18 protein-coding genes and 1 pseudogene are annotated in these 19,020 nt (G+C 62.7%); 14 read left to right on the forward strand and 5 right to left on the reverse strand.

What is annotated here, in order from left to right; all coding sequences use genetic code 11:
• From BF95_RS26720 to BF95_RS21445, 4 genes are all read right to left on the reverse strand, one after another.
• A partial coding sequence (locus BF95_RS26720) for a flavin reductase family protein (protein ID WP_161774381.1) occupies window positions 1–262 on the reverse strand: 262 nt, incomplete at its 3' end.
• 3 nt (window positions 263–265) lie between these two features.
• A complete protein-coding gene (locus BF95_RS21435; RefSeq protein ID WP_004350834.1) occupies window positions 266–1,153 on the reverse strand; it encodes a sugar phosphate isomerase/epimerase family protein in 888 nt (295 codons plus the stop codon).
• Window positions 1,137–2,120, reverse strand: a complete 984-nt coding sequence (locus BF95_RS21440) for an LLM class oxidoreductase (protein ID WP_004350831.1) — start codon at window positions 2,118–2,120, stop codon at window positions 1,137–1,139. The genes BF95_RS21435 and BF95_RS21440 overlap by 17 nt, the downstream gene beginning before the upstream one ends.
• A 69-nt stretch (window positions 2,121–2,189) precedes the next feature.
• The gene (locus tag BF95_RS21445) at window positions 2,190–2,795 is read right to left on the reverse strand and encodes a TetR/AcrR family transcriptional regulator (RefSeq protein WP_043154261.1); all 606 of its coding nucleotides are present in this window, start codon (window positions 2,793–2,795) and stop codon (window positions 2,190–2,192) included.
• Between the two features lie 141 nt (window positions 2,796–2,936).
• On the opposite strand from BF95_RS21445, the gene BF95_RS21450 reads away from it, so the two are divergent.
• The 5 genes from BF95_RS21450 to BF95_RS21470 all read left to right on the forward strand — a co-directional run bounded on the left by BF95_RS21450 (window position 2,937) and on the right by BF95_RS21470 (window position 10,148).
• Entirely contained in the window at window positions 2,937–4,139 is a 1,203-nt protein-coding gene (locus tag BF95_RS21450) for an efflux RND transporter periplasmic adaptor subunit (protein WP_008294933.1), read from the forward strand.
• A 19-nt stretch (window positions 4,140–4,158) separates the two neighbouring features.
• Window positions 4,159–7,326 (forward strand): efflux RND transporter permease subunit, encoded by a 3,168-nt coding sequence (locus BF95_RS21455; protein ID WP_043154258.1) that lies wholly within the window; start codon window positions 4,159–4,161, stop codon window positions 7,324–7,326.
• A 64-nt stretch (window positions 7,327–7,390) separates the two neighbouring features.
• Window positions 7,391–8,920 carry an efflux transporter outer membrane subunit gene (locus BF95_RS21460; protein WP_008294935.1) on the forward strand — a complete coding sequence of 510 codons (1,530 nt, stop codon included), beginning with the start codon at window positions 7,391–7,393 and terminating at the stop codon, window positions 8,918–8,920.
• 14 nt (window positions 8,921–8,934) lie between these two features.
• Window positions 8,935–9,879, forward strand: coding sequence for a LysR family transcriptional regulator (locus tag BF95_RS21465; protein ID WP_043154259.1), 945 nt, complete (start codon window positions 8,935–8,937; stop codon window positions 9,877–9,879).
• The gene (locus tag BF95_RS21470) at window positions 9,876–10,148 is read left to right on the forward strand and encodes an EexN family lipoprotein (RefSeq protein WP_023110670.1); all 273 of its coding nucleotides are present in this window, start codon (window positions 9,876–9,878) and stop codon (window positions 10,146–10,148) included. The genes BF95_RS21465 and BF95_RS21470 overlap by 4 nt, the downstream gene beginning before the upstream one ends.
• Here BF95_RS21470 and BF95_RS27595 read toward each other — a convergent pair.
• On the reverse strand, window positions 10,115–10,348 hold the full coding sequence (locus tag BF95_RS27595) for a hypothetical protein (RefSeq protein WP_139153998.1): 234 nt from the start codon (window positions 10,346–10,348) through the stop codon (window positions 10,115–10,117). The genes BF95_RS21470 and BF95_RS27595 overlap by 34 nt on opposite strands.
• 35 nt (window positions 10,349–10,383) lie before the next feature.
• Between BF95_RS27595 and BF95_RS21475 the strand changes: the two genes are divergently transcribed.
• The 9 genes and pseudogenes from BF95_RS21475 to trbL all read left to right on the forward strand — a co-directional run.
• Complete coding sequence (locus tag BF95_RS21475; protein ID WP_004350816.1) at window positions 10,384–12,390, forward strand: conjugal transfer protein TraG; 2,007 nt, start codon at window positions 10,384–10,386, stop codon at window positions 12,388–12,390.
• Complete coding sequence (locus BF95_RS21480) at window positions 12,387–12,863, forward strand: ribbon-helix-helix protein, CopG family (protein WP_004350813.1); 477 nt, start codon at window positions 12,387–12,389, stop codon at window positions 12,861–12,863. The genes BF95_RS21475 and BF95_RS21480 overlap by 4 nt, the downstream gene beginning before the upstream one ends.
• Window positions 12,860–13,930: a P-type conjugative transfer ATPase TrbB gene (gene trbB / locus BF95_RS21485; RefSeq protein ID WP_004350811.1), complete on the forward strand. Its 1,071-nt coding sequence runs from the start codon at window positions 12,860–12,862 to the stop codon at window positions 13,928–13,930. The genes BF95_RS21480 and trbB overlap by 4 nt, the downstream gene beginning before the upstream one ends.
• A 50-nt stretch (window positions 13,931–13,980) precedes the next feature.
• Window positions 13,981–14,313 (forward strand): annotated as a pseudogene (locus BF95_RS21490) (TrbC/VirB2 family protein).
• Window positions 14,310–14,579 carry a VirB3 family type IV secretion system protein gene (locus BF95_RS21495; protein ID WP_004350807.1) on the forward strand — a complete coding sequence of 90 codons (270 nt, stop codon included), beginning with the start codon at window positions 14,310–14,312 and terminating at the stop codon, window positions 14,577–14,579. Before BF95_RS21490 ends, BF95_RS21495 begins: the two are co-directional and overlap by 4 nt.
• Window positions 14,580–14,591: 12 nt before the next feature.
• Window positions 14,592–17,039, forward strand: coding sequence for a conjugal transfer protein TrbE (gene trbE / locus BF95_RS21500; RefSeq protein ID WP_004350804.1), 2,448 nt, complete (start codon window positions 14,592–14,594; stop codon window positions 17,037–17,039).
• On the forward strand, window positions 17,036–17,779 hold the full coding sequence (gene trbJ / locus BF95_RS21505) for a P-type conjugative transfer protein TrbJ (protein ID WP_004350802.1): 744 nt from the start codon (window positions 17,036–17,038) through the stop codon (window positions 17,777–17,779). The genes trbE and trbJ overlap by 4 nt, the downstream gene beginning before the upstream one ends.
• 12 nt (window positions 17,780–17,791) lie before the next feature.
• Complete coding sequence (locus BF95_RS21510; protein ID WP_004350800.1) at window positions 17,792–18,094, forward strand: hypothetical protein; 303 nt, start codon at window positions 17,792–17,794, stop codon at window positions 18,092–18,094.
• Window positions 18,091–19,020: P-type conjugative transfer protein TrbL (gene trbL, locus BF95_RS21515; RefSeq protein WP_043154260.1), on the forward strand; the 930-nt coding region annotated here is incomplete at its 3' end. The genes BF95_RS21510 and trbL, both read left to right, overlap by 4 nt.

The raw sequence follows: 19,020 nt of genomic DNA on the forward strand, positions 1-19,020 counted from the left end.
CCTGTTCTGCGCGGAGTACATTGATGCAGAATCGTCGAGCAGCCAGCAGCGGCCCATGGATACGGGTTTGCTGACCAATGCACACTAGAACCGTGGGCGGCTCCAGTGAGACTGATGTGAATGAACTGGCGATCATTACGTGTCCGTGGCCATCGGGAGCGATCGACGTGATTAGCGTCACCGTGGAGGCCACGCCGCGCATCGCCTGCCTCAATTGGGCAGCAATCAAAGGGTGTTGGGACATGTAGGTGTGCTCAATCATAGGTTACGGGTGCGTTTCACGCTTGGCCCAACCAGGGTGCTTTGTCAGCAAACCCAACATCTCGTCCATCGCGTCATAGGAGCGTTTGAGCGTGCTGTATGGATTCCCCCCGACCAATGTGCCGTCATAGCCGACGGGGCCGGTATAACCGAACGACTTGGCAAGTCCAAGAAGTGCGAAGTTGTCGAGTTCTCCTGCATCGAGCGCCTCGAAAGTGGCAATACGACTCCAGCCAAGTGGGCTGCGGGTTGCGCCGCTGAGAGTCAATTCCCGCATGAAGGGTGTTGACGCCATTAACGCTGGCGTCGGGTCTACTGCCTGATAGCCCTCCGTCGGGCTGCCTGCATTGGTTTCGTAGCCATACCAGTGATAGCTTGGAAACACGATGCCGAGATTCGGATGGTTCACGACCGAGCAGATCTGTGCCGCAATGGAGTAATGATCCATCCAGAAGCCCAGATGAAAATACAGCAGGATGTCAATTCCGCGCCGTGCGCAAATCTCAAGTGCCCGACCAAGGAAGTCCTGCAATACCTTGTCGTCCGGTGCCTTTCGATGATTTGAACCGTGGCCTGCCGTCCTGATTCCAAGATTGACAGCCTTCACGCCTTCCATCTCCTCAAGCATCCGCAAGAGTCCTGCGTTGATGGGATGCTGTGGGCCCTGATCCAGGTCGATCACCACATACACGCTAAAGACCTCCAAACCGAAACGATCTTTCACGGTGGATAGACGCTTTGCGGTTTCCCATCGGCTCCCTGACCAGACGGCATAGGTCAGGCCGTCATAACCGATGTCAGCCAGCATTTCGCATTGGACATCGAAGGCATAGGTACCAGCCGAAGAAGTAAAAGCGAGATCCCAGGCAAAAATTTTATGACCGTGCAGCATCCTGCGCCTCCTCCAAATGGGCAGTAGCGTGCGCCGGAAAGTGCGGTACGACATGCTCGCCAAGTTCCTGAACAATCTCATGCGCCGGACGTGTCGCGTATTTCAGGTTGAGGCCAATATGATTAACCCCAATATCGCGCAAGCGGCTGAAGTAGTCAGTAAAGAATCGGTGACCAGCCCGAAACCCGAGGAAGATGGGCGATGGGGGTTCATCGGGATTCTCCGACAGGTCAATATAGAAGGATTGCGTGAAGGGTTTGAATCTTGGTGTCAGCGACCGCCAATTCTTGATTGTCATGGCTTGCTGCGCGATATTTTGGGGATAGTAAAGCCAGCCATCCCCATGCTCGGCAATCCATTCGACCGACTGGCGTGAATGACCAGTCACCATCACGGGAATGTCTCTCAACGCCGGTTTCGGCAGCGTATCTGCACCCGACAAGTTCACTCGGGGCGTGGAGATTTCCGGGAAGTCCTCACGCCAGGCTTGACGCAACACAGTCAATGCTTCTTGGAACAACGTGGCTCGCGCATCCATTGTCTGACCGAAGGCCGGGAACTCTGTTGGCCGATCACCCGTGGCGATACCTAGCACCAGGCGCTGATTTGACAAGCGGTCGATCGAGGCTGCTGCTTTGGCCACAAGCAAGGGATGACGCAGAGTGGTGATGACGCTGCCAGTTGCGAGCGCGATGCGCGACGTCTGTGCCGTGACGTAGCCCATGAATGACCACAGGTCATGGATGTGACCCACGTCGCCAAAAGACGGGACATTGAGAAATACATCCCTGAAGTAAAGGGCTGCAAAGTTATGAGCTTCAGCCAATTGTGCCGTGCGAATCTGCTGTGCCACGTCCATCTCAGGAATGGCGCCAGGGTAGGACTCGATGGCGAAGAAAAGACCCAGCGTCAGGCTTCCTTCCTGATACATGGTCGAGTATCCACGATGATTTTTGAAAGGGTTCATGGTCAAAATCCAAATAGGTGAATGGTCAGGGTCAAAGAGTCCGGCCTGCCGGTCGGCACCTTTGGGTTGTTACGGCTGCGCGGGAGAGGTGTCCCGCCGCAAGCCCGCCACCAGTACAAGAAATCCCTGCACGGCTTTTTCGGAAGCGGCGCGTGGGTCGTCTGCGCTGGCGATCCACAGCGATGCGCCCAGCAGCGCCCCGCTTATCAGGCGGGCCGTCGCCAGGGGATCGACGGGGCGTATGACTGCCTCCTCGATCAACTTCTGGAGGCTGCGGCGCATGTTCACGATGCACACGTTCTGGCTGGGCCACTGGGAGGGATCGCCCAGAACCGCTGGCCCGTCCAGCAGGACGATCCGCTGGACTTCGGGCTCGACGGCCATCTTGATGTAGCCAATGCACTCCTGAACGAAGCCGTCCCAGGTGGACTCCGCCTCCTCGACGATGACGGCCAGTCGGCCCGATATCTCTGCATCAATCTGGGCGATGACCGCCTCCAGCAGCCCTTTCTTTCCACCGAAGTGGTGATAGAGCGCTCCGCGCGTCAGTCCGGCTTGGGCCGTCAGCTCATCCATTGAACTGTCCGCATACCCCACGGTTGCGAACGCAGCGCGGGCGGCACTGATGAGCTTGGCCCGCGTTTCCTCAATCATCTCTGCACGCTTTTGTGCCATTAGGTCGTCCTCCGATTTTTCACATACGAAGTGTATGTAAATGATTGACATACGTTGCGTATGAGTGGATGATAAATGGCATACGTCACGTATGTCAAATTTTATCAACCGGGTTTCGCCATCCCTTCGAGACTGAAAACAATGAGCACATTGCCTTACCTTGCGGTCCTGCCTTCCTGGCGCCGCGCCTTGCCGTTAGCTGCGGCGAGCTTGCTGGCGCTGTCCCTAGCTGGCTGCAATAGCGACGCCGCCGACGCGGTCGCCGCCCCTCCACCCACGGTCAGCGTGGCACCTGTGTCGGTGCGCAAGATCGTCCTATGGGATGAGTTCAATGGCCGCGTCGAGGCGGTGGAAAGCGTTGCGCTGCGGCCACGTGTGAGTGGCTACATCGACAGGGTCAATTACGAAGAGGGCCAGATCGTCAAACGTGGCGACGTGCTGTTCGAGATTGACGCTCGCAGTTACCGTGCTGCTCTGGCTCGCGCGGAAGCAGACTTGGCCCGCGCCCGCACGCAGGCCGCACTGGCACGTAGCGAAGCGGCCCGTGCTCAAAAGCTGGCTTCGTTGCAAGCAGCCTCCACCGAGGAGTTGGAGCAGCGCCACGCCGCCGCCGATCAGGCCCAAGCCAACGTGCAGTTCGCCCAAGCCGCAGTCGAGACCGCCAAGTTGGATCTGTCGTTCACCCAGGTACGTTCGCCCATCACAGGCCGCGCCGGACGTGCACTGGTCACGGCAGGCAACTTGGTGAGTGCTGACGGCCAGGCCAGCATCCTGACCACCGTAGTCTCGCTGAACCCGGTGCACGTGCATTTTGATAGCGACGAGCGTACCTATCTGCGCTACGCCCACATGGCTCGCAACGGAGAGCGCCCCGACCAGCGCAGCGAAAGTATCCCGGTGCAGGTGGGCCTGGTCGGCGAGAACGGCTATCCACACGCCGGAAACGTGGACTTCGTGGACAACCGTGTCGATGCGGCCACCGGCACCATCCGCGCACGCGCCACCCTGGTCAATCCCGACGGCCTGCTTACGCCGGGCCTCTATGCCCGAGTGCGCCTGCCGGGTAGCGGCAGTTTCGAGGCCATGCTGATCGACGACAAGGCCATCCTGACCGACCAGAGCCGCAAGTACGTGTATGTGATCGATGAGAACAACACCGCCCAGCGCCGCGACATCACGCTGGGACGCAAGGCCGAAGGCCTGCGCATCGTCGAGGAAGGTCTAAATCCCGGCGACCGCGTGATCGTCAACGGCATCCAGAAGGTTTCTGTCGGCATGCCAGTGACGGCCCAGGACATCGAAATGGCGCCTGCAGGCCGACAAATCGCCCAGGCGAGCGAATGAGCGCGGAGAGCCAGCCATCATGAACTTTGCCCGCTTTTTCGTGGACAGGCCGATTTTTGCGGCCGTGCTGTCCATCATCATTTTCGTGGTTGGGTTGATCGCGATCCCGCTCTTGCCCGTCAGCGAGTACCCGGAAGTCGTGCCACCCAGCGTACAGGTTCGCGCCACGTATCCTGGCGCAAATCCGCGCGAAATCGCCGACACGGTAGCCGCACCACTGGAGGCATCCATCACCGGCGTGGAAAACATGCTCTACATGAAGTCCGTGGCCGGTAGTGATGGCGTGTTGGTGCTGACCGTCACCTTCCGTCCTGGCACCGATCCCGACGACGCCCAGGTCAAGGTACAGAACCGTGTCGCCCAGGCAGAGCCGCGTCTTCCCGAAGCGGTGCGCCAGCAAGGTGTGGTGACCGTCAAACAGTCCCACAACGAAACGCTGGTCGTGCAGTTGCGCTCGCCGGGCGATCGCTATGACGCGCTGTACCTGCGCAACTATGCCGTGCTCCATGTACGCGACGAGTTGGCACGCATCCAGGGGGTGGGCGATGCCACGATCAACGGCTCTGGCGACTACGCCATGCGCTTATGGCTGGACCCCGACAAAATTGCGGCGCTGGGTATGACCGCCGGCGATGTGGTCGAAGCCGTGCGCGAACAGAACGTCCAGGTCTCGGCCGGTCAACTAGGTGCGCCGCCCAACCCCTCGGGAAGCGACTTCCTCCTGTCCATCAATGCGCAGGGCCGGCTGGTGACGGAAGAAGAGTTCGGCGACGTCATCGTCAAGACCGGATCGCAGGGTCAGGTCACCCGGCTGCGAGATGTGGCGCGCGTGGAAATGGACGCATCCAGCTACTCGCTGATGTCGTTGCTCAACAACAAGCCTGCTGTCGCGATCTCTGTCTTTGAAGCCCCGGGCGCCAATGCCATCGAAATCTCGGATCAAGTCCGCGCGAAGATGGACGAGTTGGCCAAGCGCTTTCCCGAGGGAGTGGAATGGTCGGTGGAGTATGACTCAACTGTCTTCGTGCGTCAGTCGATCAAGGCGGTCGTCAACACTCTGCTGGAAGCCATCGGACTGGTGGTGCTGGTGGTGATCTTGTTCCTTCAGACTTGGCGTGCCTCCATCATCCCACTGCTAGCCGTGCCGGTGTCGGTGGTAGGCACCTTCGCCGTGCTGCTGATGCTGGGCTTTTCCATCAATACGCTCACGCTTTTTGGACTCGTGCTTGCCATCGGGATCGTGGTGGACGATGCGATCGTGGTGGTGGAAAACGTCGAGCGCAACATCGCCGAAGGGCTGGCGCCGCTGGCTGCGGCCCATCAGGCCATGCGCGAAGTCAGTGGCCCCATCGTCGCCATCTCGCTGGTGCTGTGCTCGGTATTCGTGCCTATGGCATTCCTGTCCGGCGTGACAGGGCAGTTCTACAAACAGTTCGCCGTCACCATTGCGATCTCCACGGTAATTTCGGCCATCAACTCGCTGACGCTGTCGCCTGCGCTGGCCGCGCGCCTGCTTCGCCCGCATGGTGCCGCGCCAGACCTGCCCACGCGGGTGCTGGATCGCAGTCTGGGCTGGATATTCCGGCCGTTCAACCGTTTCTTCCTGCGCAGCGCGGATGGCTATGGAAACAGCGTGTCGCGCATCCTCGGGCGGCGTGGTGCGGTGTTTCTCGTCTACATCGCGCTACTGGTGGCGACGGGAGCTGTGTTCAAGGCCGTCCCTGGCGGATTCATCCCCATGCAGGACAAGCTGTATCTCGTCGGTGTCATCCAGCTACCCGAGGGTGCATCCCTGGAGCGCACGGAAGCGCTGGTCCGCCGTGTGAGCGACATCGCGCTCAAGACCGATGGCGTCTACAACGCCGTGCAGTTCCCGGGCATGAACGGCTTGCAGTTGACCAACACGTCCAATAGCGGCCTAGTGTATTTCGTACTCAAGCCCATCAATGAGCGCAAGCACACTGCAACCGAGATTGCGGAACAGTTGAACGAGCGCTTCGCTCAGGAGCAGGACGGTCTGGCCTTTGCCATCATGCCGCCCCCTGTCATGGGGCTGGGCGCGGGTTCCGGGTTCTCTCTTTACGTGCAGGATCGCAACCGTGAGGGCTATGCCGCATTGCAGACGGCGACCACCGAGCTGGCGACGGCCATCTCGCAAGAACCGGGATTCCAATATCCGATCAGTTCCTATCAGGCCAATGTGCCGCAGCTTGACGCCGTAGTGGACCGCACCAAGGCGAAGGCACAGGGCGTGGCCGTGACCGATCTTTTCGATACGCTGCAAGTGTACCTGGGTTCGGCGTATGTCAACGACTTCACGCGCTTTGGCCGCACCTTCCGGGTGATGGCTCAGGCGGACGCACCGTTCCGCAGTTCTGTCGAGGACGTGGTCAAACTGCGCACCCGCAACGCCAATGGCGACATGGTGCCCATCGGCAGCATGGTGGACGTGCGCAAGACATTCGGCCCCGATCCCGTCATCCGCTTCAACGGCTATCCATCTGCCGACCTGATTGGTGAGTCAGATCCGCGTCTGGTGTCGTCATCGCAGGCATTGCAGCAAGTGCAATCCATTGCAGACAAGGTGCTGCCGCCAGGCATGCAACTGGAGTGGACCGACCTCAGCTACCAGCAGGTCACGCAAAGCAATACCGCGCTGGTGGTGTTCCCGCTGGCGGTACTGTTGGTCTTCCTGGTGCTGGCGGCACTGTACGAAAGCTGGACGTTGCCGCTGGCCGTCATCCTGATCGTGCCCATGAGCCTGTTGTCGGCCATGACGGGCGTGTGGCTCGCGGGTGGTGACAGCAACATTTTCGTGCAGATTGGCTTGATAGTGCTGATTGGTCTGGCCTCCAAGAATGCCATTCTGATCGTGGAGTTCGCCCGTGAACTTGAGCGCAAGGGGCACAGCATCCTCGATGCCGCGCTGGAGGCATCACGCCTTCGTCTGCGCCCGATCATCATGACTTCCATCGCCTTCATCGCTGGCGTGGTGCCGCTGATGGTCGGTTCCGGCGCAGGCGCGGAGATTCGCCAGGTTATGGGAGTGACTGTGTTCGCCGGCATGCTCGGCGTGACCTTGTTCGGTTTATTCCTGACTCCTGTTTTCTACGTCGCGTTACGCAGGCTCGCGACGCGCAAGCCACGTCGCCAGGCAAATGTCGCCATGGAGGCCACCCATGTCTGACTCCACAAGGACTGATTCCGTCATGCTTCAAACGCCATCCCGCATCCGACCATGCCTACGTCGGATGCCACATCTGGTGCTGCTCCCTTTGGTGGCGTTGACGCTGGCAGCTTGCGCAGTAGGGCCGAATTACAAGGCACCTGCCGCGCCCCAGGCAGTGACGTATGCCCGCCAAGACCCCGTTGCCGTGTCCCAGCTTGTACCGGAGGCCGATGCGCAATTCTGGCGGGAACTGGATGACCCGGTGCTGCACTCTTTGGTGGAGAATGCTCTTCACGCCAATCACGACATCCGCATAGCACTGTCGCGCTACGAGCAAGCCAGCGCACTGTCGCGCGAACGTCGCCAAGACTACTATCCGACGCTGGGCGCGTCCGGTGAAATCAGTACCCAGCGCGCCAGTGCTGCACAAGCACCGGATGCGTCCCGCTCCGACCGGGATAACGATCTGCATTCGGCTGGCCTATCCGTGATCTGGGAATTGGACTTCTTTGGCCGAGTGCGGCGCAGCGTGGAATCGCAGCGCGCCGAGACCGAGGCCAGCGCAGCCGACCTGGCGGGCGTACAAGTGGCTATGGTGGCCGAGTTGACCGACGCCTATTTCCGCTTGCGCGGCTTGCAAGTGCAATTACAGGTCGCGCGGGACAACGAAATCAACCAAGCCGATACGCTGCGGCTGATCGAGGTCTTGTTCGAGAACGGCCGGGGCACGTCGTTCGATGCCGACCGCGCCCGCACGCAATTGGCGCTGACACGCTCGCGCATTCCGCCGCTTGAAGCTGAGGCTGCTGTGGCCGCCCACCGCATTGCCGTGCTCACTGGCCGCACGCCTGCGGCGATGGCCGAAGTGCTGGATCACCCCGCAGCCTTGCCTGAGCTGCCCGCCCAGATCAACGCCGGTGCACCGGGCGATCTACTGCGTCGCCGTCCCGATGTGGCTGCGGCAGAACGTAGGCTGGCTGCGGCCACTGCGCGTATCGGCGTAGCCATGGCAGACCTGTTCCCTCGCTTTACGTTGGGAGGGCTGATCGGCACGCAGGCGTTGGGCTTTGGTTCGTTGTTCGAGCGTGATAGTGAAACGCGAATGATCTCGCTCGGTGTGGGTGGTTCCTTCCTAGACGTGGGCCGGGTGCGGTCGCGCATCGCGGCGGCCAATTCAGCCACTGCCGAAAACTTGGCGGTATACGAGCGCACGGTGCTGCGCGCCATGGAAGAAACCGAGAACGCGCTGGTACGCCTATCGCGCGCGCAGACCGAGAACGCCATGCTGGTACAGGCGACCGAGGCCAGCCGTCGGGCAGCCAAGACGGCTCGCCTGCAATTTGAGGGCGGCGCCATCCATGTTTTGGATGTGCTGGAGGCCGAACGTTCACGCTTGGAGTCCGAAGACTTGCTGGCACAAAGCGCCACCCGCAGGGCGACGGCGTTGGTGGCGGTCTACAAGACGCTGGCCGGCGGCTGGTCACACGCCTTGCCCGGACCGCAGGGCGAGGCAGTCGCGCAGCGCCACAAAAGCGGCGACAGGCCTGAACTGGATGAACTCGGTGAGATGAGCGGCTACAACGCTGCGACTCTCAAACGGCCTTTGTACTGACAACAGGAGGCGAAATGGAGATTCGACACTTACGCTGCTTTCTCGCTGTCGCCGAAGAACTACATTTCGCCCGCGCGGCGGAGAGGCTGCACATCGAGCAGTCACCGCTGTCGCGCACTATCAAGGAACTGGAGGAGTGCCTGGGCGAACAGTTGTTCATTCGTACCAGCCGCAGCACGCGGCTGACACGGGCGGGCAAGCTGTTTCTGGAGCATGTGCCGCGCATCTTCACCGCCTTGCAGCAGGCGCGCGATAGCGTGAATGCAGCCACCAACGGCTTCCACGGTCAGTTGCGTATCGCACTGTCCGACGGCATCACGCCCTCGCGCCTGCCGTCCTTGTTGGCGCTGTGTCGGCAGGAAGAACCCGAAGTCGAGATTCGCCTGTTCGAGGTACCCTTGTCGCAGCAGATCAAGGGACTGCATGACGACCTGTACGACGTGGGCTTTGCCCAGTCCGATGAAGTTGGAGAAGGCATCACTGCCGAAGCCGTTTGGAGCGATGCACTGATGGTGGCGGTTCCTGCACGCCATCCGCTTTTGAAGCACAGGCGCATCCCGCTGGAAGAAGTGCTGCGCTATCCGCTGGTGCTGTGCGATCCGCACGTATGCGAAGGCCATGCTCGCCAAGTCGAGCGTGTACTGCGCCGGATAGATATGGAGCCGCTGATTGCCGAACGTGTGGCTTCGTGCGATTTGATGATGGCGCTAGTGTCGGCGGGCTTTGCGCTGGGCCTAGCCGGAGCGCCGCATATCGCAGGCAGCCGTGAGCCTGGGATTGTGGCTCGGCCGCTGGCGGGTCGCTCACCCATGCTGACCACTTATGTGCTGCACCGGGAAGGTGGATCCTCGGACGTGCTGTCACGCTTTATCGAGCGTGTGCAGGCCATCGAATCGCCGGACGGCATCAGAGCCACGCCCCCCCTTGAACCCGATCCCCAAGAGGAAGTCGAGCCATGACCATGAAGCAGATCGCCCCATTCCTGTTGGTCGCCGCGCTGTCCGCTTGCGGCCAGTCCGAAACACCGAAACAGGCAGCCAATGTACCGACCGTGGAAGAGCTGGCCGCAGATCCTGCGCGCCTGAGGGAGCTGCGCCGCCAATGCAAGACCGAGCGTCCGACGATGGGCGATGTGCTGTGCAACCGCGTGGCCGAAGCAACGAACAAGCGCTTCTTCGGAGACGGCAAGGTGCCTTACACGCCATCGGAAACGCCGCCGAAGCTCTGACCGTTGGCGGTTTGCCGCATATCCTGATTTTCTTTCTCGACACGCCGCAGCGCGCTCAAGCCTGCGGCGTTTTTACTGATTTCGTCCCTGCATGAAACCATGCTTTTTACATCACCTTGCTGCCGATAACGGTCTTTGACCGGCACTGAACCGGCACCGATCCTGACGCCTGCGGCACGCCTTTGTGCCGCGTTTTCCACGGGGAATTAGCGCAGGAGAAATCGGAGGTCAGGGTATGCAGGCTCAAGGTGTGTTGTTCGGGCAGATCGCCGCCGTGTTCGGCATCGTGATCGCCGGTGTGTGGGGTGCCACGCAATGGACAGCCGCCGCCTTGGGCTACCAGCTACGCCTTGGCTCGCCCTGGTTCGACTTGTACGGCACACCGGTCTATTACCCTTGGAAGCTGTTCGAGTGGTGGTTCTTCTTCGACGCTTACGCGCCGCAGATTTTCGATACTGGCGGCATGATCGCGGTGGGCAGCAGCCTACTGGCCGTGGTGGTCGCCATCGCCATGTCGGTGTGGCGCTCGCGCCAGGCGCGCAAGGTGACGACCTATGGCTCGGCCCGCTGGGCCGATGCCGCCGACATTCGCAAAGCCGGACTGACAAAGCCAGCGGGCGTCTTTCTCGGCCAGCATGATGACCAGTATCTGCGGCATGAAGGGCCGGAACACGTCCTGACCTTTGCGCCGACGCGCTCAGGCAAGGGTGTGGGCCTGGTGGTGCCGACATTGTTGAGTTGGCCCGCGTCCGCCGTCATCCACGACATCAAGGGCGAGAACTGGCAGATCACAGCCGGCTGGCGCTCGCGCTTCTCGCACTGCCTGCTGTTCAACCCGACCGATGCGCAGTCGGCGGCCTACAACCCGCTGCTGGAGGTTCGACGCGGCGCGCATGAAGTGCGTGACGTGCAGAACATCGCCGACATCCTGGTCGATCCCGAAGGTGCGCTGGAGAAGCGAAACCACTGGGAGAAGACCAGTCACGCGCTGCTGGTCGGCGCGATCCTGCATGTGCTCTACGCGGGCGAAGACAAGACGCTACGGGGCGTCGCCAACTTCCTCAGCGACCCGGCCAGCCCGTTCGAGCTGACCTTGCATCGGATGATGACGACCAAGCACCTGGGTGATGCCCAGCATCCCGTCGTTGCATCTGCTGCCCGCGAAGTGCTCAACAAGTCGGACAACGAGCGCTCGGGCGTGCTGTCCACCGCGATGTCGTTCCTGGGGCTGTACCGCGACCCCACGGTGGCCGAAGTCACCTCGCGCTGCGACTGGCGCATCGCTGACCTGATCGCGGCAGAGCATCCCGTCTCGCTGTATCTGGTGGTGCCGCCGTCGGACATTTCGCGCACCAAGCCGCTGATCCGTTTGATTCTCAACCAGATCGGCCGGCGGCTCACCGAATCGCTGGATGGCAGTGACGGCATCCAGCGCCGCCACAAGCTGCTGCTGATGCTCGACGAATTCCCGGCGCTGGGGCGGCTGGACTTCTTCGAGACGGCGCTTGCCTTCATGGCGGGCTATGGCATCCGCAGCTTTCTGATCGCGCAGTCACTAAACCAGATCGACAAAGCCTACGGTCAGAACCATTCGATTCTGGACAACTGCCATGTCCGGGTGACTTTCGCCACCAACGACGAAAGGACGGCGAAAAGGATTTCCGAAACCCTCGGCACGGCCACTGAGTTGCGCGCCCAGCGCAACTACGCCGGCCACCGGCTTGCACCGTGGCTGGGGCATCTGATGGTGTCGCGACAGGAGACGGCCCGGCCGCTGCTGACGCCGGGCGAAGTGATGCAGCTTCCGCCCGACGAAGCGGTGGTGATGGTGTCCAGCCTGCCGCCGATCAAGGCGAAGAAGCTGCGCTACTTCGCCGACGCCAATTTCAAGCAACGGGTATTGCCGCCGCCTGCGGTGACGGCAGGTCGCTATGCCGATGTGCCGCCTGCACGGCCTGACGACTGGAGCGGTTTGGCAATACCTGCGGTTCCTGCGGCACCGGCCACGGCATCCGCCGATGACCTGGAGGCCTTGGGTTCGACCGACGACGGCGGCCCACGCCGCCAGCCCGAACTGTCCGAAGCCATCGCCTACGCCCCCGAGATGGATGCCCCGGCCAGTGACCTGTCGCTGCTCGATGACGACGACCTGCCTCCGGTGCTTCCCGGCCAGCTCGATCCCGCTCTGCAACGCACGGCGCGGCTGGCATCTCTCGACCCCAACGACGGAATCGACCTATGAGCCAATACCGATTGAACCTGTTCATCCAGCACGAACACGCCAAGCGTCTGGACGAACTGGCCGCCAAGAAAGGCGTGTCCAAGTCCAGCATCGTTGCCGCTGCCTTGGCATCCTGGCTGTCGCCCGATGCCGGCGACCAGCGCGAAGCCGCCATCGCCAAGCGGCTGGATCGCCTGTCGCGGCAGGCCGAGCGTCTGGAGCGTGACCAGAACATCCAGATCGAAACGCTGGCGCTGTTCATCCGCTACTACCTGACCGTCAGCACGCCGATGCCGGAGGCCCATCAGGACGCGGCTCGCGCTCAGGGCAAGGCGCGTTTCGAGCAGTTTGTCGAACAATTGGGCCGCCACCTCCTGCGTGGCCGCAGCCTGGTGCGCGACGTGGTGGAAGAACTGCACCCCGACCCCATGCGCATGGATGAGGCGGCGGCGATGGCTGCCGCCCATGAACGCACAGCGGAGCGTGCGTCATGAGTGCCGTTCCACAGATCCCGCCCGATCCACGCTCATCCGCTGCGGCGTCCCAGGATCGCCGCATCCAGATGCTGCGCACGGCGATGGGGCCGGTGATCGCTGCTGCGCTGGAAGACCCGGACGTGGTGGAAGTGATGCTCAACCCCGATCGGACATTATGGGTGGATCGGCTGTCGTCTGGCCGTGCGCCGCTGGGCGTCGAACTACCCGAGGCCGATGGCGAACGCATCATCCGCCTGGTCGCCGCCCATGTCGGTGCGGAGGTGCATCGCGGCCAGCCACTCTTGACTGCCGAACTGCCGGAGACGGGCGAACGATTCGAGGGCATCTTGCCGCCCGCTGCACCTGGCCCGGCCTTTGCGCTGCGCAAGCGTGCCGTGAGCATCATCGGTCTGGATCGGTATGTGGCCGATGGCATCCTGACCGCTGGGCAGGCCGAGTTCCTGCGTCATGCCGTGCGCGAACGGCAGAACATCCTGATCGCCGGAGGCACCAGCACTGGCAAGACCACACTGGCCAATGCCTTGCTGGCCGAGATCGCCGCCACCGGCGACCGCGTGCTGGTGCTCGAAGACACCATCGAGCTGCAATGCGCGGCCCGTGACCATGTGCCGCTGCGCACCCGTGCAGGCGTTGTGTCGATGCAGGAGCTGGTGCGCGCCACGATGCGGCTGCGCCCGGATCGCGTGATCGTCGGCGAAGTGCGCGGCGGCGAAGCGCTGGATCTGGTGAAGGTCTGGGGCACCGGCCATCCCGGTGGCATTGCCACCATCCATGCCGGCTCCGCGTTGGGCGCGCTGCTGCGCCTGGAGCAACTGATCCTCGAAGTGGCGGTGAATCCGCCCCGCGCCCTGATCGCCGAGGCGGTCAATGTCGTGATCCACATCGCAGGCCGTGGCCGCAAGCGCCACGTCGAAACCATTTCCCGCGTCATCGGCTTCGACGGCGCGGGCTACCGCCTGGCGGATGCGCTGGAAGCACCGTTTCCAGAACTGCCGCCGGTTCCTCTTGCAGCCGCTATCGCTGCGCCGTCCTCGATCCTTGACCAACCTGGAGAACTGCCATGACGCACGTTGATGCTTTCCGTCTTTCTGTAAATCCGCATTCCTGGCTGCCCATGCTGGCGCGGCTGCACCGCCTGGCTCGACCCGCAGGGCAAGGGCTGCTGCTCGCGGTGTTGATGCTGTTGCTGGCGGGTACTGCGCAGGCCGCCGGTTCCTCGATGCCGTGGGAAGGCCCGCTGCAATCCATTCTCGAATCCATCCAGGGGCCGGTGGCCCGCATCGTCGCGGTGATCATCATCATCGCCACCGGCCTGGCGTTGGCCTTCGGCGATACCAGTGGCGGCTTCCGCAAGCTGATCCAGATCGTCTTCGGCTATCCATCGCCTTCGCGGCTTCGAGCTTCTTCCTGTCGTTTTTTCAGCTTCTCCGGCGGGGCCGTCGTATGAGCACGGCTACTGATCTTCCAGGCTTTGAAGTGCCGCTGCATCGCTCGCTGACCGAGCCGATCCTGCTGGGCGGTGCGCCGCGCACCGTGGCGATTGCCAACGGCACGCTGGCCGCCGCCGTCGGGCTGGGCCTGCAACTGTGGATTCCCGGCTTGGTGCTGTGGATCGCCGGCCATTCGCTGGCGGTCTGGGGTGCGCGCGTCGATCCGCAGTTCATGCAGGTCTTCGCCCGGCACATCAAGCACAAGCCGCTGCTGGACGCATAGGGAGAAGCCGACATGCTGAACCTTGCCGAATACCGCCAGCGGCCCGCGCTGCTGGCCGACTGGTTGCCCTGGGCCGGGCTGATCGCGCCGGGCGTGGTACTCAATAAGGATGGTTCGTTCCAGCGCACGGCACGCTTTCGTGGCCCGGATCTGGACAGCGCCACACAAGGCGAACTGATCGCCACGTCGGCGCGCTTGAACAACGCACTGCGCCGCCTTGGGTCTGGATGGGCCTTGTTTATCGAAGCCGAGCGCCGCGCAGCGGCAGGCTATCCGCGTTCCGAGTTTCCTGAGCCGTTGTCCTGGCTGGTGGAGGAAGAACGCCGCGCGGCTTTCGAGGAATCCGGCCACCACTACGAGAGCGGCTATCACCTCACGCTGGCTTATCTGCCACCAGAAGAATCCCGCGCCCGTGCCGCCAAGATGCTCTACGAGAACGCACCGGGTGACGGCGTGGATTGGCAGGGGCGGCTGGAAGCCTTCGTCGCGGAAACGGATCGCGTGTTCGACCTGCTCGACGGCGTGATGCCGGAAATCGCCTGGCTCGATGACAGCCAGACACTGAGCTACCTGCACGCCACGGTGTCCACGCGGCGCTACCGCGTCGGTGTGCCCGACGTGCCGTTCCATATCGACGCACTGTTGGCCGACTCCACCCTGGTCGGTGGCCTCGCGCCGATGCTGGGCGACCAGCACCTGCGTGTGGTGTCGGTGCGCGGTTTCCCGACTTCCACCTGGCCGGGCTTACTGGACGACCTCAACCGCCTGGGCTTTGGCTACCGCTGGAGTACGCGCTTCCTGTGCCTGGACAAAGCCGAGGCGGAAAAAGAACTCGGCCGCCTGCGCCGCCAGTGGTTTGCCAAACGCAAGAACGTCGTCGCGCTGTTGCGCGAAACCATCTTCCAGCAGGAAAGCCCGCTGGTCAATACCGACGCCAACAACAAGGCGGCCGATGCGGATGCCGCCTTGCAGGAATTGGGCAGCGATCAGGTGGCTTTCGGCTATCTCACCGCCACAGTGACGGTGCTCGATGCTGATCCGGCGACCGCCGACGAGAAGCTGCGCATGGTGGAGCGCGTCATCCAGGGCCGGGGCTTCGTCACCATCCCCGAGACCTTGAATGCGGTGGATGCCTGGCTGTCGTCCATTCCTGGCAACGCCTACGCGAACGTGCGCCAGCCCATCATCTCGACGCTGAACCTGGCGCACATGATGCCGGTGTCGGCGGTATGGGCCGGGCCTGAGAAGAATGACCATCTCGACGGCCCGCCGCTGATCGTCACACGCACCGATGGCGCGACGCCTTTTCGCTTGGTCACGCACATCGGCGACGTGGGCCACACACTGGTCGCTGGGCCGACCGGCATGGGCAAGTCGGTGCTGCTCGCCACGCTGGCGATGCAGTTCCGCCGCTATCCCGGCTCGCGCATCTTCGCCTTCGATATGGGCCGCTCGATGCGCGCCACCATCCTCGGGCTGGGCGGCGAGCATTACGACCTGGGCAATGACGGGGCGATTGCCTTCCAGCCATTGGCTCGCATCGACCAGGAGGGCTACCGCACCTGGGCCGCCGAATGGGTGGAAGGCCGCTTGCTGCACGAAGGCGTGACCATCGGCCCGGACGAGAAGGCCGCGATCTGGTCGGCACTCGGCAGCCTCGCCGGTGCGCCGGTCGGGCAGCGCACGCTGACGGGCCTGTCGGTGCTGTTGCAATCGAACGCACTGCGCCAGGCGCTTGCGCCCTATGTGCTGGGCGGTGCCCACGGCAAGCTGCTGGATGCCGATGCCGACCGCCTGGGTTCCGGCGGCGTGCAGTGCTTCGAGATGGAAGAACTGATGCACAGCAAGGCGGCGGTGCTGGCCGTGCTGGGCTACCTGTTCGCCCGCTTCGATGAACGCTTCGACGGCGCGCCCACGCTGCTGATCCTCGATGAAGCCTGGCTGTTCCTCGATGACCCTGTGTTCGCCGCCCGCATTCGCCAGTGGCTCAAGACGCTGCGCAAGAAGAATGTCAGCGTCATGTTCGCCACGCAGTCGCTGGCCGACATCAAGGATTCGAGCATTGCACCGGCGGTGATTGAAAGCTGCGCCAGTCGGATCTTTCTCCCTAATCCGCAGGCCCCCGAGCCGCAGATTCGCACGATCTACGAAGGCTTTGGGCTGAACTCTCGCCAGATCGAGATCGTGGCGACCGCGCAGCCCAAGCGGGACTACTACTACCAATCGCGTCTGGGCAATCGCCTGTTCGACCTCGACCTGGGGCCAACCACGCTGGCCTTCGCCGGGGCATCCACCCCACAAGACCAACGCGACATGGATCGCATGCTGCTGGACGCAGGCACACCTGGCTTTGCCGGTGCCTGGCTACGTCATCGCGGCCTCGATTGGGCGGCCGACCTGTTGCCGTCCGCACCGGCGGCCACTTCCTTTCTTTCCCAACCACAGGAGAACTTGCCATGAAGACCAAGCCCCGTCTGCTGTCTGTCTCGCTTGCCGCCGTGCTGTCGGTGTCGCTGCTAATCGTTCAGCCCGCATCCGCGCTGACGGTGTTCGACCCGTCCAACTTCGTGCAGAACACGCTGACCGCCGTGCGCACGTTGGAGCAGATCAACAACCAGATCAACCAACTCCAGAACGAAGCACAGATGCTGATGAACCAGGCGCGCAATCTGGCGAATCTGGACTTCAACATCGTCAATCGCCTGCGCTCGACGCTCGCCACGACCGAACGCCTGATCGCCGAGGCACGCGGCCTGGCCTACGACGTGCAGAGCATGGATGCGACCTTCGCCCGGCTGTACCCGGAGCAGTACGCCGCGACTGTCAGCGGCGACCAGATGGTGCGCGACGCGCAGGAGCGCTGGAAGAACACCTTGAATGGCCTGCATACCGCGATGCGGATGCAGGCGCAGGTGTCGCAGAACCTGGCAAAAGACGAAAGCGCACTGTCCGATCTGGTCAGCCAAAGTCAGTCCGCCACCGGCGCGCTGCAAGCCATGCAGGCGACCAACCAGCTTCTGGCCTTGCAGGCCAAGCAGTCCATCCAGGCGCAGCAACTCCAGATCACGCAGGAACGCGCCGCCGCGCTGGAACTGGCACGCCAAGCAGCGGCTGTCGAGCGTGGCCGTGAAGTGACGCGCCGCTTCCTGGGTGATGGCACGCCGTACACGCCGCAGCGCGTGGATTTCTACGGCAACTGACGGGAGACGGCCATGCGATGCGTTTCCTTGCTGCTTCCCGTGCTGCTGGTCGCTTGCAGCCAGCAGCCGACCGAAGACCTGGTCGCTGATCCCGTGCGGCTCAAGGCTTTGCGTGTGCAGTGTGCCGCCGACAGGACGGCCGCAGGCGAAGACGCCTGCCTGCCCGCGGCCGACGCTTTCCGGCGGCGCTTCGTCGCCGGTGAAACCGGGCCTGACGAGTTCCGCACGTTGGCCGATCTGCCGCCGATCCCGCCGAGCTTCGACTCGCCCATCAGTGACCAGGGCGCCATGCCCTTCGAGGGGGACGTGCCATGAATGACGTGACCGTGATCGACCGATTTCTCGCTACCTTCTCGCGCTACATCGACTCGGGCTTTGGGCTGCTGCAGGGCGAAGTCGCGTTCCTCACCGCCACGCTGATCGTCATCGACATGACGATTGCCGGGCTGTACTGGGCGATGAGCCACGCCACCGATCAGGGCGATGATGTGATCGCCAAACTGCTGCGCAAGGTGCTTTACGTCGGTGCCTTCGCCTACATCATCAACAACTTCAACTGGCTGGCCAGCATTGTCTTCCGCTCGTTCGCGGGCCTCGGCCTGACGGCCAGCGGCTCGACGATGAGCATGGGCGAATTCCTGCAACCGGGACGCTTGGCCAAGACCGGCATCGACGCGGCGGCCCCCATTCTTGAGCAGATCAGCGACATGGCGGGCTTCCCCGAAGTGTTCGTGAACATGACGCCCATCGTGGTCATGTTCCTGGCCTGGGCGGTGGTGATCCTGTGTTTCTTCGTGCTGGCGATCCAGCTTTTCATCACGCTGATCGAGTTCAAACTGACCACGCTCGCGGGCTTCGTGCTGGTGCCGTTCGCGCTGTGGAACAAGACCAGCTTCCTCGCCGAGAAGGTGCTGGGCAACGTGGTGTCCTCGGGCATCAAGGTGCTGGTGCTGGCCGTCATCGTCGGCATCGGCTCGGGCCTGTTTGCCGAGTTCCAGGTGCATCCGGCCGAGCCGTCCATCGACCATGCAGTGGTCATCATGCTGGCCTCGCTCACGCTGCTGGCGTTGGGGATCTTCGGGCCGGGCATTGCCACCGGGCTGGTATCCGGTGCACCGCAGCTTGGCGCAGGCGCGATGGCCGGTGCTGCGATTGGTGCCGCAGGCGCGGCGGTTGCCGTAGGTGCCGCCGCCACCGGCGTGGGCGGTGCCGTGATGGCCGGAGCGCGCATGGCACCGGCT

Origin of the sequence: Sphingobium sp. Ant17 (assembly GCF_000588875.1) — a bacterium.
Classification (GTDB): Bacteria; Pseudomonadota; Alphaproteobacteria; order Sphingomonadales; family Sphingomonadaceae; genus Sphingobium.

Bases quoted from the DNA above. Each gene is read 5' to 3' on its own strand.
- BF95_RS21440 (WP_004350831.1), bottom strand. From the start codon at position 2,120: ATGAACCCTTTCAAAAATCATCGTGGATACTCGACCATGTATCAGGAA.
- BF95_RS21470 (WP_023110670.1), top strand. From the start codon at position 9,876: ATGACCATGAAGCAGATCGCCCCATTCCTGTTGGTCGCCGCGCTGTCC.
- trbJ (WP_004350802.1), top strand. From the start codon at position 17,036: ATGAAGACCAAGCCCCGTCTGCTGTCTGTCTCGCTTGCCGCCGTGCTG.
- BF95_RS21495 (WP_004350807.1), top strand. From the start codon at position 14,310: ATGAGCACGGCTACTGATCTTCCAGGCTTTGAAGTGCCGCTGCATCGC.
- BF95_RS21510 (WP_004350800.1), top strand. From the start codon at position 17,792: ATGCGATGCGTTTCCTTGCTGCTTCCCGTGCTGCTGGTCGCTTGCAGC.
- trbB (WP_004350811.1), top strand. From the start codon at position 12,860: ATGAGTGCCGTTCCACAGATCCCGCCCGATCCACGCTCATCCGCTGCG.
- BF95_RS21460 (WP_008294935.1), top strand. From the start codon at position 7,391: ATGCCACATCTGGTGCTGCTCCCTTTGGTGGCGTTGACGCTGGCAGCT.
- BF95_RS21445 (WP_043154261.1), bottom strand. From the start codon at position 2,795: ATGGCACAAAAGCGTGCAGAGATGATTGAGGAAACGCGGGCCAAGCTC.
- BF95_RS21435 (WP_004350834.1), bottom strand. From the start codon at position 1,153: ATGCTGCACGGTCATAAAATTTTTGCCTGGGATCTCGCTTTTACTTCT.
- BF95_RS21450 (WP_008294933.1), top strand. From the start codon at position 2,937: ATGAGCACATTGCCTTACCTTGCGGTCCTGCCTTCCTGGCGCCGCGCC.
- BF95_RS21465 (WP_043154259.1), top strand. From the start codon at position 8,935: ATGGAGATTCGACACTTACGCTGCTTTCTCGCTGTCGCCGAAGAACTA.
- trbE (WP_004350804.1), top strand. From the start codon at position 14,592: ATGCTGAACCTTGCCGAATACCGCCAGCGGCCCGCGCTGCTGGCCGAC.
- BF95_RS21475 (WP_004350816.1), top strand. From the start codon at position 10,384: ATGCAGGCTCAAGGTGTGTTGTTCGGGCAGATCGCCGCCGTGTTCGGC.
- BF95_RS21480 (WP_004350813.1), top strand. From the start codon at position 12,387: ATGAGCCAATACCGATTGAACCTGTTCATCCAGCACGAACACGCCAAG.
- BF95_RS21455 (WP_043154258.1), top strand. From the start codon at position 4,159: ATGAACTTTGCCCGCTTTTTCGTGGACAGGCCGATTTTTGCGGCCGTG.